This is a genomic window from Mycolicibacterium pyrenivorans, from assembly GCF_025821625.1.
Lineage (GTDB): Bacteria > Actinomycetota > Actinomycetes > Mycobacteriales > Mycobacteriaceae > Mycobacterium > Mycobacterium pyrenivorans.
Map to the genome: position 1 here is coordinate 27,472 of NZ_JACKSH010000224.1, position 12,481 is coordinate 39,952.

Genomic DNA, 12,481 nt, shown 5'->3' on the forward strand with positions numbered 1-12,481 from the left:
TAGGGAATCATCACAGAGATGACCGAAGCCCAGACCCGACCCGACACCTCGGACACATCGGAGGCGACGGCCGCCCTGCCGCCGATCACGGGTTCTGCTGACTCGGCACCCGAGGCGCCGCCGGCGGCGACCTCACCGACGATCGACGACCCGCTGCCCGAGGACCGCTACCTCAACCGCGAGCTGAGCTGGCTCGACTTCAACGCCAGGGTGCTCGCGCTCGCCGCGGATCCGTCGCTCGCACTCCTGGAACGCGCGAAGTTCCTGGCCATCTTCGCGTCCAACCTCGACGAGTTCTACATGGTGCGGGTCGCAGGGCTCAAGCGGCGTGACGAGATGGGGCTTTCGGTGCGGTCCGCCGACGGCCTGTCGCCGCGCGAGCAGTTGCGCCGGATCAGTGAGCGCACCCAGCAGATCGCCAGCCGTCACGCGCGGGTGTTCCTCGACGCGGTACGGCCCGCACTGGCCGACAAGGGCATCATCATCGTCACGTGGGGCGAGCTCGACGAGGCCGAACGGGGCCGGCTGTCCACCTACTTCCACGAGCAGGTGTTCCCGGTCCTCACCCCGTTGGCCGTCGACCCCGCTCACCCGTTCCCGTTCGTCAGTGGCCTGAGCCTGAACCTGGCCATCACCGTCAAACACCCCGACGACGGCGGACAGCACTTCGCCCGAATCAAGGTGCCCGACAACGTCGACCGCTTCGTCGAGCTGTCCAGCCGCGAAGGCACTCCGGAGGTCGTGCGCTTCCTCCCGATGGAGGAGTTGATCGCGGCGTTCCTGCCGGTGCTGTTCCCCGGGCTGGAGATCGTCGAACATCACGCGTTCCGGATCACCCGCAACGCGGATTTCGAGGTGGAAGAGGATCGCGACGAGGACCTCCTGCAGGCGCTGGAGCGGGAGTTGGCCCGTCGGCGCTTCGGGTCCCCCGTGCGGCTGGAAGTCTCCGACGACATGACCGAGGGCATGCTCGAGTTGTTGTTGCGTGAACTCGACGTCGCGCCCGGAGATGTCGTCGAAGTTCCCGGGTTGCTGGATCTCTCGTCGCTGTGGCAGATCTACGGCGTCGACCGGCCCGCGCTCAAGGATCGGCCGTTCGTTCCCGCCACCCCACCGGCGTTCGGTGAGCGGGAGACACCCAAGAGCATCTTCTCCACCCTGCGCGACGGCGATGTCCTCGTCCACCACCCGTACGACTCGTTCTCCACCACGGTGCAACGTTTCATCGAGCAGGCCGCCGCGGACCCCAACGTGCTGGCGATCAAGCAGACGCTCTATCGCACATCCGGTGACTCCCCGATCGTCAACGCGCTCATCGATGCCGCCGAAGCCGGCAAGCAGGTGGTGGCGCTCGTCGAGATCAAGGCCAGGTTCGACGAGCAGGCCAACATCAAGTGGGCCCGCGCTCTCGAGCAGGCGGGCGTGCACGTGGTGTACGGGCTGATCGGATTGAAGACACACTGCAAGACCTGTCTGGTCGTGCGTCGCGAGGGCTCGATGATCCGGCGGTACTGCCACGTCGGCACCGGCAACTACAACCCCAAGACCGCACGGCTGTATGAGGACATCGGCCTGTTGACCGCGGCGCCGGACATCGGAGCGGACCTCACCGACCTGTTCAACTCGCTGACGGGCTACTCGCGTAAGGAGTCCTACCGCAACCTGCTGGTCGCTCCGTACGGCGTGCGCCGGGGCATCATCGAGCGGATCGAACGCGAGATCGCAGCCACCCGTGACGGCGCCGAGGGCCGGATCCGCATGAAGGCCAACGCGTTGGTCGACGAGCAGGTCATCGATTCGCTCTACCGGGCATCGCAGGCCGGCGTGCGGGTGGAGGTGGTGGTCCGCGGGATCTGCGCGCTGCGCCCGGGCGCCCCCGACTTCTCGGAGAACGTCAAGGTCCGCTCGATCCTCGGCCGATTCCTCGAGCATTCGCGGGTCATTCACTTCCGCGCCCTCGACGAGTTCTGGATCGGCAGCGCCGACATGATGCATCGTAATCTCGACCGGCGCGTGGAAGTGATGGCGCAGGTTAAGGATCCGCGATTGACCGCACAGTTGGACGACATCTTCGAATCGGCGATGGACCCGAGCACCCGTTGCTGGGAACTCGGCGCCGACGGGCACTGGACGGCATCGCCTCAGGAGGGGCAGACCGTACGTGACCATCAGGTGTCGATGATGGAACGGCACCGTCATCCCTAGTCGCCACAGTCGATCTCCCGGACTCGGGTGACCAGCAGGAGTTGAGGTGCCGAAGGAGAACAAACCGGATGTGGCCGTGGTGACGCCGTTGATCCTGGCCGCCGGTGCCGTGTTGTGGCGCCCGCACGATGTCACGGGTACGCCGGAGATCGCGATCATCCACCGGCCGCGCTATGACGACTGGTCGCTGCCCAAGGGCAAGGTCGATCCCGGTGAGACCGAACCCGTGGCCGCCGTGCGCGAGATCGAAGAGGAGACAGGCTTTCGCGCCCATCTCGGTCGCCGGCTCGCGACGGTGAGCTACCCCGTGGAGGACAGCATCAAGAAGGTGCGCTATTGGACGGGGCGGTGCGTCGGCGGACAGTTCAGCGTCAACGTAGAGGTCGACGATCTGAAGTGGCTGCCGGCAGCCCAGGCGATGACGGCGTTGACCTATCCGCACGACCGCAAGGTGCTGCGCCGCTTCCTGAAGCTGCCCGCCGACACCCAGACGGTGATGATCGTTCGTCACGGCACGGCGGGAAGTAAGGCCAGATACCAGGGCGACGACCGAAAGCGTCCGCTGGACAAGCACGGTCGGGCTCAGGCCGAGTCGCTTGTCGGGCAGCTCCTGGCATTCGGTGCCGGTGAGCTGTTCGCGGCCGACCGGGTGCGGTGCAGGCAGACGCTCGATCCTCTGGCCGAGGAGCTGGGGGCGGTGATCCACGACGAGCCCGACCTCACCGAGGAGGCGTACGCGGACAACCGCAAGGCAACCCGCAACCGAATCCTCGAGATCGCCGCGACCTCGGTCAACCCGGTGATCTGCACGCAGGGCAAGGTCATCCCCGATCTCATCGAATGGTGGTGCGAACGCGACGGCGTGCGGCCCGACAAGTCACGGAACCGTAAGGGCAGCACGTGGGTGATGTCACTGGCCGACGGCCGGCTGATCGCCGCCGACCACATAGGCAGCCCGCTGGCGCCGAAGAAGTGACGCCACAAATGAATTCAAGCTAGGTCCACTCCGGACACACGAATACGCCGCGGGTCGTCATGACCCGCGGCGTCTTCGATGCTGTGACTACTTGCGACCGCGCTTGGCCGGAGCCTTCTTGGCCGGAGCCTTCTTGGCCGCAGCCTTCTTCGCCGGTGCGGCCTTCTTGACCGCGGCCTTCTTGGCCGGAGCCTTCTTCGCCGGTGCGGCCTTCTTGACCGCGGCCTTCTTGGCCCCGGAGCCTTCTTCGCCGGTGCGGCCTTCTTGACCGCGGCCTTCTTGGCCGGAGCCTTCTTGGCCGGTGCGGCCTTCTTCGCCGCGGCCTTCTTGGCCGGAGCCTTCTTGGCCGCCTTGCGGGCGGTGCTGCCCGCTGTCACTCCACGCTTCACTGCAGGTCCCTCCGCCGGGAGGCGCTGTGCGCCAGAAACAACGGCCTTGAATTGAGCGCCAGGACGAAACGCCGGCACGGAGGTGGGCTTGACCTTGACCGTCTCGCCAGTGCGCGGATTGCGCGCAACGCGGGCGGCACGACGACGCTGTTCGAAAACGCCGAAGCCGGTGATGGTCACACTCTCACCCTTGTGAACCGCACGCACGATGGTGTCAACAACGTTCTCAACCGCCGCAGTGGCCTGCCGACGATCCGAGCCCAATTTCTCCGTGAGTACGTCGATGAGCTCTGCTTTGTTCATGCAAAACCTCCGAATACCAGTGGTCCTCCTTGGACCGACTAGTGGACACGGTAAACCCTATGGCTGCTGATTTCCAAGAGCCACGCGCAATTTCAGGCAAAGCCAGCGAACTTTTTTCAATCCGCTTGCCGCCCTTGACCTCCTGCCCGATGCCGCGAAAAGCAGATCGGAGCGTGGCGATTTCGGTTGTCGGAGCCGCCTGTCAGGCCGGCAGAGTGTGCGGTTTCCAGCTCGGGCGACGGGCCTCGTATTGCTCGATCTGGTCCCGTTTCCGCAGCGTAAGGCCTATATCGTCGAGTCCCTCGATGAGTCGCCAGGCGGTGTAGTCGTCAATGTTGAACGGCACCATGACCGTTCCTGCGGTCACGGTCCGATCTTGAAGATTCACAGTGATTTCCACCCCGGGATGCTGCTCGATGACTTTCCACAACAATTCCACATCGTCTTGTGCGACTTCTGCGGCCAGCAGACCGGCCTTGCCCGCGTTCCCGCGGAAGATGTCGGCGAATCGGGACGAGATCACCACCCGGAATCCGAAGTCCATGAGCGCCCAGACGGCATGCTCGCGAGACGAACCGGTGCCGAAATCCGGTCCGGCGACCAATACCGACCCTTTGTCGAAAGGCGCCTGATTGAGAATGAACGACGGATCGTTGCGCCAGGCGGCAAACAGACCATCCTCGAATCCTGTTCGGGTCACCCGCTTCAAGTAGACCGCGGGAATGATCTGATCGGTGTCGACATTCGAGCGCCGTAGCGGCACGCCGATCCCGGTGTGGGTGCGAAAGGCTTCCATCGAGAGTCTCCTGTCGGGTCAGCGCTTGTTTCAGGGGTTCGTCACTATGGGCAGGTCCGCCGGGGAGGACAGCGTGCCGCGGACCGCGGTCGCTGCGGCGACGGCCGGTGACACCAGGTGCGTGCGGCCGCCTTTGCCTTGCCTGCCCTCGAAGTTGCGGTTGGATGTGGAGGCGCACCGCTCGCCGGGGGCGAGCTGGTCGGGGTTCATGCCGAGGCACATCGAGCAACCCGCCTGCCGCCATTCGGCGCCCGCGGCGGTGAAGATCTCGCCGAGGCCTTCGGATTCGGCCTGGGCGCGCACGCGCATGGAGCCCGGAACGACGAGCATCCGTACCCCGTCGGCGACCTTGCGGCCCCGCAGCACGTCGGCGACCACCCGCAGATCCTCGATCCGGCCGTTGGTGCAGGAGCCGACGAACACCGTGTCCACCGAGATGTCGCGCATCGCGGTGCCTGCCTGAAGGTCCATGTAGGCCAACGCCTTTTCCGCGGCCTGACGTTCCCCCTCGTCGAACATCAACTCGGGGTCGGGGACCGAATCGGCAAGCGCGACACCCTGGCCCGGGTTGGTTCCCCAGGTCACGAACGGGCTCAGCGTCGACGCGTCGATGTAGACCTCGGCGTCGAATTCGGCGCCCTCGTCGGTCCGCAGCAGGCGCCACGCGGCGACCGCGGCGTCCCAGTCGGCCCCCTCGGGCGCATGGGGCCTGCCGCGCAGGAACTCGAACGTCGTCTCGTCGGGAGCGACCATTCCCGCGCGGGCGCCCGCTTCGATGCTCATGTTGCAGACGGTCATCCGGCCTTCCATCGACAGTGATTCGATGGCGCTGCCGCGGTATTCGATCACGTATCCCTGACCGCCGCCGGTGCCGATCTTGGCGATCACCGCGAGGATGATGTCCTTGGCACTGACCCCGGGCGGCAGGACGCCGTCGACGTTGACCGCCATCGTCTTGAACGGCCTCAGCGGCAGCGTCTGGGTGGCCAGCACGTGCTCGACCTCCGAGGTGCCGATGCCCATCGCCAGTGCGCCGAACGCGCCGTGGGTCGAGGTGTGGCTGTCGCCGCACACCACGGTCATGCCGGGCTGGGTCAACCCCAGTTGCGGCCCGATGATGTGCACGATGCCCTGCTCGACGTCGCCCATCGGGTGCAGTCGGATACCGAACTCCTCGCAGTTGCGGCGCAGTGTCTCCACCTGGGTGCGCGAGATCGGATCGGCGATCGGCTTGTCGATGTCGATCGTCGGCACGTTGTGGTCCTCGGTGGCGATCGTCAGATCCGGCCGGTGGACCGGACGGCCCGCCAGGCGCAGGCCGTCGAAAGCCTGCGGGCTGGTGACCTCGTGGACGAGGTGCAGGTCGATGTAGATCAGGTCCGGCTGGCGCGCCTCACCCTCGCCCGGCCCTGGGACGACGACGTGGTCGCTCCAGACCTTCTCGGCGAGCGTGCGGGGCTGGTTCGCGATGGCCATCTTGACTATCTCACAATCTGGGAAGCTAGTATCTCCTTGTGAGACAGGATAGCGGCATCGGCGTGCTCGACAAAGCTGTGGGGGTGCTCTACGCCGTGGCTCAGTCCCCGTGCGGCCTGGCGGATCTCTGCGAGCGCACGGACCTGCCACGGGCCACCGCCCACCGCCTGGCCGTCGGGCTGGAAGTGCACCGGCTGCTCGCCCGTGACGGCGACGGGCAGTGGCGCCTGGGCCCTGCCCTCACCGAGCTCGCAGGGCACGTGCGGGATCCGCTGCTGGCCGCGGGCGCCGCGGTGCTGCCCCGGCTGCGAGAGCTCACCGGAGAGAGCGTGCAGCTGTACCGGCGCGAGGGCACCGCGCGGATCTGCGTCGCCGCCCTCGAGCCGCCTGCCGGGCTTCGCGACACGGTTCCTGTGGGCGCACGCCTGCCGATGAACGCCGGCTCCGGCGCGAAGGTGCTACTCGCCTACGCCGACGCGGCGACACAGCAGGCGGTGCTCCCGTCGGCGAAGTTCACCGACCGGACGCTCGCCGAGGTGCGCAAACGGGGGTGGGCTCAGAGCGCCGCAGAGCGCGAACCGGGAGTGGCCAGTGTGTCCGCTCCGGTCCGGGACACGCGTGGCGCCGTGATCGCAGCGGTGTCGGTGTCGGGTCCGATCGACCGGATGGGCCGGCGGCCCGGGGCGCGGTGGGCGGCGGATCTCGTCGCCGCGTCCGACGCGCTGACCCGCAGGCTCTGAGATCCAGAGCGCCACGCAGTGATGATGAGTACCCCCGATGGGATTCGAACCCACGCTACCGCCGTGAGAGGGCGGCGTCCTAGGCCGCTAGACGACGGGGGCTAGAACAACTTCTGCGACGGAAAGCATAGCCCAGGGGCGAATGCTGACCTAATCACTGCAACTTCGTCGCGGGCTTGCCGCGATCGCTGGGGTACCAGGACTCGAACCTAGAATGGCGGTACCAGAAACCGCTGTGTTGCCAATTACACCATACCCCACTGGCTGCTTGTCACCGCAGGTCACAAGCTGTTTTCCGGCCCCGACGCATCGTGGCTGTGCCGCGCTGCGTCTTCTGGTGGGCCGACGAGCACACTACCAAATATCTGGCGGTGGTTTTCTCAGGCCTCCGTCGAGATGGCGGCGGCGCGGTCATGGGCGGCCCGCAACCGGTCCAGGCTGCGGTCGCGGCCGAGCAGTTCCAGCGACTCGAACAGCGGCGGGCTCACCGACGAACCGGTCACCGCCACCCGGACAGGGCCGAACGCCTTGCGCGGTTTGAGCTCGAGACCGTCGACGAGCGCGGACTTCAGCGCCTCCTCGATCTGGGCGGTGCTCCACTGCCCGACCGCCTCGAGCGCGCCCAGCGCCGCGGCCAGCACCGGCGCGGACTCGGGACGCAACTCCTTGGCCGCCGCCTTTTCGTCGAGCACGAACGACGAGTCGTCGAGGAACTTCAGCAGATCCCAGGCGTCGCCGAGCACGACGATGCGGGTCTGCACCAGGTTCGCCGCCTCGGCGAACCGGGCGTCGTCGAGGCCGGCGTCGTGACCGTGGGTGGCGAAGTACTCCTTGAGTCGCGCGGCGAAGTCGTCGGCGGTCAGCAGGCGGATGTGCTCGGCGTTGATCGCGTCGGCCTTCTTCTGGTCGAAGCGCGCCGGGTTCGAGTTGACGTTGACCACGTCGAACGCGGCCACCATCTCGTCGAGGCTGAACACGTCGTGATCGTCGGCGATACCCCAGCCCAGCAGCGCCAGATAGTTCAGCAGACCTTCGGGCAGGAAGCCGCGGTCGCGGTGCAGGAACAGGTTCGATTGGGGGTCACGCTTCGACAGCTTCTTGTTTCCGTCCCCCAGAACGCTTGGCAGATGTGCGAACTCGGGCACCCGCTCGGCGATGCCGATGCGGATCAGCGCCTGGTACAGCGCGATCTGGCGTGGGGTGGACGGCATGATGTCCTCACCCCGAAGCACATGGGTGATCTTCATCAACGCGTCGTCGACCGGATTGACCAAGGTGTACAACGGATCTCCGCTGCCGCGCGTCAACGCGAAGTCGGGGACCGAACCAGCCGGGAACGTGGTCTGGCCGCGCACCAGGTCGTTCCAGGACAGGTCGGCGTCGGGCATGCGCAGCCGCAGCACCGGATTGCGTCCCTCGGCCCGGAACGCGGCGCGCTGGTCCTCGGTCAGGTCGCGGTCGAAGTTGTCATAGCCGAGCTTCGGATTGCGGCCGGCCGCCAGGTGCCGGGCCTCCACCTCGTCGGCGGTCGAATACGCCTCGTAGGCCTCGCCTGCGGCGACGAGCCGATCGAGCACGTCGCGGTAGATCTGTGAGCGTTGCGACTGCCGATAGGGCTCGTAGGGTCCCCCGATCTCCGGGCCTTCGTCCCAGTCGAGACCCAGCCACCGCAGCGCGTCCAGGAGCGCGGCGTAGCTCTCCGCGCTGTCGCGCTGGGCGTCGGTGTCCTCGATCCGGAAGACGAATGTTCCGCCGGTGTGCCGGGCATAGGCCCAGTTGAACAGCGCGGTGCGAATCAGCCCGACGTGGGGTGTGCCGGTCGGAGAAGGGCAGAATCTGACGCGGACGTCGCTGACGGTCACTGTCTATCCTTAGGTCCTTTGCGCACAACGGGATTGGTCAGTGTTCCGATTCCCGAGATGGTGATGCTGACGGTATCCCCGTCCTCGATGGGGCCGACGCCTTCCGGGGTGCCGGTCAGGATCAGATCACCCGGGAGCAAGGTCATCACCGCCGACACCCACTCGATGATCGCGCCGACATCGTGGATCATCAGCGCGGTGTTGGAGTGCTGGCGCACCTCACCGTTCACCTCGGTGCGCAGGTCCAGGTCACTCGGATCCAGGTCGGTGACGATCCAGGGCCCCACCGGGCAGAAGGTGTCGTGCCCTTTGGCCCGCATCCACTGTCCGTCCTTGCGCTGCTGGTCGCGCGCCGACACGTCGTTGGCGATCGTGTAGCCGAGGATGTTCTCAGCGGCCCGGGATGCGGGCACATCCTTGCAGGGCCTGCCGATCACCGCGGCCAGCTCGCCTTCGTGGTGCACGGGATGGGCGTCGGCCGGCAGCTGGATCGGCGCATTGGGACCGATGATCGCGGTGTTCGGTTTCAGGAAGATCACCGGATCCTCCGGCGCGGTGCCGCCCATCTCCGTGGCGTGGGCGGCGTAGTTCTTGCCCATGCAGATCACCTTGCTGGCAAGGATGGGGGCCAGTAGCCGCACGTCGGCCAGCGGCCAGCTCCGCCCGGTGAATGTCGGGTTGCCGAACGGGTGCTCGGCGATCTCCTTGCAGATTGCCTCACTCGGGTCGCCTTCGATGCTGACGAAGGCGACCCCATCGGGGCTGGCGATTCGGCCGAGACGCATTGCCTCAGCGTAGTGCCCGGCACGACCCGGGTCTGCCGGCACCGCATCCGGGCCACGAGAGCATCTCATCAACTGAGAATCAGATTCAGCATCATGAGACGCATGTGCGACGATGGCGGCGTGGCCGTCTCGTCCATGAGCAGCGTCAGGCGCTGGTTGATGCTGGCGATCGCATTGTCGGCGACGCTGTGCGCGAACGTGTTCATCAACGGTGTGGCATTTCTCATCCCCACGCTGAACAGCGAACGCGGTCTCGATCTCGCCCGGGCCGGCCTGATGTCGGCCATGCCGAGCCTCGGCATGGTGGTGACGCTGATCGCGTGGGGGTATGTCGTCGACCGCGTCGGCGAACGCCTGGTGCTGACACTGGGCTCCGCCCTCACCGCCGCGGCGGGCTTCGCGGCCGCGTCCGCCGAATCGCTGGTCGCCGTGGCGGCGTTCCTGTTCCTCGGCGGCATGGCGGCCGCGAGCAGCAACACCGCCAGCGGTCGCCTGGTCGTCGGATGGTTCGCCGCCGAGCAGCGCGGGCTCGTGATGGGCATCCGGCAGACCGCCCAGCCACTGGGAGTGGGCCTCGGCGCATTGGTCATCCCGCGCGTGGCCGAGAACCACGGAGTCTCGGCGGCCCTGCTGTTCCCCGCAATCGTGTGCGCCGCCTCGGCGCTGATGTGCCTGGCGGTGATCGACCCGCCCCGGACGCCGCGCGCACAGGCATCGGAGGCCGATCTCGCCAACCCGTATCGCGACTCGAGACTGTTGTTCCGCATCCACCTCGCGTCGGGCCTGCTCGTCGTCCCTCAGGTCCTGGTCTGGACGTTCACCCTGGTGTGGTTGATCAGCGAACGCGGATGGTCTCCCGGATCCGCGGGCCTGTTGGTGACATTCGCGCAGGTGCTCGGCGCAGGCGGACGCATCGCCGCCGGACGGTGGTCGGACTCGGTGCTGAAACGTTCCGGCGGCGACGTGTTCGGTGCGCGAACGCGCCCCATCCGGATCATCGCGGGCGCCGCGGCCGTGTGCATGGCGTCGCTCGCCCTGCTCGACTGGCTCGATTCGCCGCTGAGCGTCGCGATGATGATGGCGGCATCGGTGGTCACCGTGTCGGACAACGGATTGGCCTTCACCGCCATCGCCGAGATCGCCGGGCCGTTCTGGAGCGGGCGCGCGCTGGGCACCCAGAACACCAGCCAGTTGTTCACCGCAGGCATCGTTCCGCCGTTGTTCGGCGGCCTGATCGGCATTGCCGGCTATCCCGTCGCATTCGCGGTGTGCGCGTTGTTCCCGCTCATGGCCATCCCCGCGGTGCCGGTGGCCGTCTCCCCGGCTACCCCGGTGGGCGACTGAGCCTGCGGGGCAACGCCACCAGCGCGGCCACCAGGAAGCACAGCGCTCCGAGGAACGTGCCCAGATTCGCCAGCCGCTCATCGGAGGTGATGCCGGTGACCCTGACGAACGCCGCGACCGCCGACACCCCGAACGCCACACAGCCCACCAGGTTGATCGCAGCCGTGAGCCACTCACGGGAGCGGGGTTCGAACAGCCCCACCGTCGCGGCGACGGCGATCATGCCCAGGACGCCACTGAGCAGGAAGGCGAGCGATCCCGTCGCGTCGGGGGCCCAGACATATCGCCGCTCCGCGGTCACGGCGTGTGCCCAGACCGCGGCTCCGGTGCCGAGGTTGAACAGCAGAGTACCCGCGAATTGCACTGCGGCCGAGGATCGTTCGGCGGGAGAAGGCCGGTCCGCCCGCTCCGTCAACAGGAGCTGCATCAACGCCGCGGTGGTGAAGAACCACGACCCGACGAAGCACAGGGCATCGGCCGTGCCCGCACCTGCCCACGCCGGGAAGCCGGGAACGGTGGCCACCGCGAAGAACGTCGAACCGACCGCGAACAGCCAGCACTGCCGCCGCAGCGACGCGAAACCGCCGGCGATGCCTACAGCTTCCCCAGGATCCGATCGCCCACCGCGGAAGTCGACAGAACCGCGTCACCCCGGGTCGCGAGGTGCTCCTCGACGGCCTTGTCGACCCGCGCCGCGGCATCGAGTTCGGCCATGTGGGCCAGCAGCAGCGACACCGACATGATCGCCGCGGTCGGGTCCGCGATGCCCTGGCCCGCGATGTCCGGCGCGCTGCCGTGCACCGGCTCGAACATCGACGGGTGCGTCAGCGTGGCGTCGATGTTGCCGCTGGCCGCCAGTCCGATGCCGCCGCACACCGCGGCGGCCAGATCGGTGATGATGTCGCCGAACAGGTTGTCGGTGACGATCACATCGAAGCGGCCGGGGTCGGTGACCATGTGGATCGTCGCGGCATCGACGTGCAGATAAGCCACCTCGACGTCGGGGTACTCCGCCGCGACCGCCTGCACCGTGCGCCACCACAGGGATCCGGCGTAGGTCAGCACGTTGTTCTTGTGCACCAGTGTCAGGTGCTTCCGGCGCGCCTGCGCCCGGCCGAACGCATCCTGCACGACCCGGCGCACCCCGTAGGCCGTGTTGACGCTGACCTCGGTGGCGATCTCGTGGGGGGTGCCGACACGGATCGCGCCACCATTGCCGGTGTAAGGCCCCTCGGTGCCCTCGCGGACGACGACGAAATCGATCTCCGGGTTGCCGGCCAGCGGACTCTGCACCCCGGGGTAGAGCCGGCTCGGCCGCAGGTTGATGTGGTGGTCCAGCTCGAACCGGGTGCGCAGCAACAGGCCGCGTTCGAGAAGCCCGCTGGGCACCGACGGATCCCCGATCGCGCCGAGCAGGATCGCGTCATGCGCCTTCAGCTCGGCGAGCACCGAGTCGGGCAGCACCTCACCGGTCGCGTGGTACTGGCGTGCGCCGAGGTCGTACTCGGTCTTCTCCACGCCGGGCAGCACCGCGTCGAGCACCTTGAGCGCCTCGCGGATGACCTCGGGGCCGATACCGTCGCCGGCGATCACGGCCAGTCTCAT

At 67.3% G+C, this 12,481-nt stretch carries 10 protein-coding genes, 2 tRNA genes and 1 pseudogene; 4 read left to right on the plus strand and 9 right to left on the minus strand.

The window, feature by feature from the left end:
- The first annotated feature begins 18 nt into the window (after positions 1-18).
- The gene (locus H7I57_RS24510; RefSeq protein ID WP_264026693.1) at positions 19-2,205 is read left to right on the plus strand and encodes an RNA degradosome polyphosphate kinase; all 2,187 of its coding nucleotides are present in this window, start codon (positions 19-21) and stop codon (positions 2,203-2,205) included.
- 46 nt (positions 2,206-2,251) lie between these two features.
- The gene (gene mutT1, locus H7I57_RS24515; protein ID WP_308204400.1) at positions 2,252-3,181 is read left to right on the plus strand and encodes an 8-oxo-(d)GTP phosphatase MutT1; all 930 of its coding nucleotides are present in this window, start codon (positions 2,252-2,254) and stop codon (positions 3,179-3,181) included.
- Positions 3,182-3,268: 87 nt separating this feature from the next.
- Here the strand turns inward: mutT1 and H7I57_RS24520 are convergent.
- From H7I57_RS24520 to leuC, 3 genes and pseudogenes are all read right to left on the minus strand, one after another.
- Positions 3,269-3,873, minus strand: a pseudogene (locus H7I57_RS24520) (HU family DNA-binding protein).
- Positions 3,874-4,075: 202 nt separating this feature from the next.
- Positions 4,076-4,669 (minus strand): 3-isopropylmalate dehydratase small subunit, encoded by a 594-nt coding sequence (gene leuD / locus H7I57_RS24525; protein ID WP_264026694.1) that lies wholly within the window; start codon positions 4,667-4,669, stop codon positions 4,076-4,078.
- A 30-nt stretch (positions 4,670-4,699) separates the two neighbouring features.
- The gene (gene leuC, locus H7I57_RS24530; RefSeq protein ID WP_264026695.1) at positions 4,700-6,145 is read right to left on the minus strand and encodes a 3-isopropylmalate dehydratase large subunit; all 1,446 of its coding nucleotides are present in this window, start codon (positions 6,143-6,145) and stop codon (positions 4,700-4,702) included.
- A 38-nt stretch (positions 6,146-6,183) separates the two neighbouring features.
- On the opposite strand from leuC, the gene H7I57_RS24535 reads away from it, so the two are divergent.
- The gene (locus tag H7I57_RS24535; RefSeq protein ID WP_264026696.1) at positions 6,184-6,885 is read left to right on the plus strand and encodes an IclR family transcriptional regulator; all 702 of its coding nucleotides are present in this window, start codon (positions 6,184-6,186) and stop codon (positions 6,883-6,885) included.
- Positions 6,886-6,914: 29 nt separating this feature from the next.
- Here the strand turns inward: H7I57_RS24535 and H7I57_RS24540 are convergent.
- The 4 genes from H7I57_RS24540 to H7I57_RS24555 all read right to left on the minus strand — a co-directional run bounded on the left by H7I57_RS24540 (position 6,915) and on the right by H7I57_RS24555 (position 9,532).
- Positions 6,915-6,987, minus strand: a tRNA-Glu gene (locus H7I57_RS24540).
- A gap of 86 nt (positions 6,988-7,073) precedes the next feature.
- Positions 7,074-7,145, minus strand: a tRNA-Gln gene (locus tag H7I57_RS24545).
- Positions 7,146-7,265: 120 nt separating this feature from the next.
- On the minus strand, positions 7,266-8,747 hold the full coding sequence (gene gltX / locus H7I57_RS24550) for a glutamate--tRNA ligase (RefSeq protein ID WP_264026698.1): 1,482 nt from the start codon (positions 8,745-8,747) through the stop codon (positions 7,266-7,268).
- Positions 8,744-9,532 carry a fumarylacetoacetate hydrolase family protein gene (locus H7I57_RS24555; RefSeq protein WP_264026700.1) on the minus strand — a complete coding sequence of 263 codons (789 nt, stop codon included), beginning with the start codon at positions 9,530-9,532 and terminating at the stop codon, positions 8,744-8,746. The genes gltX and H7I57_RS24555 overlap by 4 nt, the downstream gene beginning before the upstream one ends.
- Positions 9,533-9,634: 102 nt before the next feature.
- Here H7I57_RS24555 and H7I57_RS24560 point away from each other — a divergent pair, with 102 nt between their 5' ends.
- Positions 9,635-10,876 (plus strand): MFS transporter, encoded by a 1,242-nt coding sequence (locus H7I57_RS24560; RefSeq protein WP_275081655.1) that lies wholly within the window; start codon positions 9,635-9,637, stop codon positions 10,874-10,876.
- On the opposite strand, the gene H7I57_RS24565 is transcribed toward H7I57_RS24560, so the two are convergent.
- Together H7I57_RS24565 and H7I57_RS24570 are read right to left on the minus strand one after the other, a co-directional pair.
- A complete protein-coding gene (locus H7I57_RS24565; protein WP_264026703.1) occupies positions 10,857-11,399 on the minus strand; it encodes a hypothetical protein in 543 nt (180 codons plus the stop codon). The two genes, H7I57_RS24560 and H7I57_RS24565, sit on opposite strands and share 20 nt — an antisense overlap.
- A gap of 71 nt (positions 11,400-11,470) precedes the next feature.
- A complete protein-coding gene (locus tag H7I57_RS24570; protein WP_264026704.1) occupies positions 11,471-12,481 on the minus strand; it encodes a 3-isopropylmalate dehydrogenase in 1,011 nt (336 codons plus the stop codon).

Coding starts and splice junctions, on each gene's coding strand:
- leuC (WP_264026695.1), bottom strand. CDS start 6,145: ATGGCCATCGCGAACCAGCCCCGCACGCTCGCCGAGAAGGTCTGGAGC.
- H7I57_RS24560 (WP_275081655.1), top strand. CDS start 9,635: ATGTGCGACGATGGCGGCGTGGCCGTCTCGTCCATGAGCAGCGTCAGG.
- H7I57_RS24510 (WP_264026693.1), top strand. CDS start 19: ATGACCGAAGCCCAGACCCGACCCGACACCTCGGACACATCGGAGGCG.
- leuD (WP_264026694.1), bottom strand. CDS start 4,669: ATGGAAGCCTTTCGCACCCACACCGGGATCGGCGTGCCGCTACGGCGC.
- H7I57_RS24555 (WP_264026700.1), bottom strand. CDS start 9,532: ATGCGTCTCGGCCGAATCGCCAGCCCCGATGGGGTCGCCTTCGTCAGC.
- H7I57_RS24570 (WP_264026704.1), bottom strand. CDS start 12,481: ATGAGACTGGCCGTGATCGCCGGCGACGGTATCGGCCCCGAGGTCATC.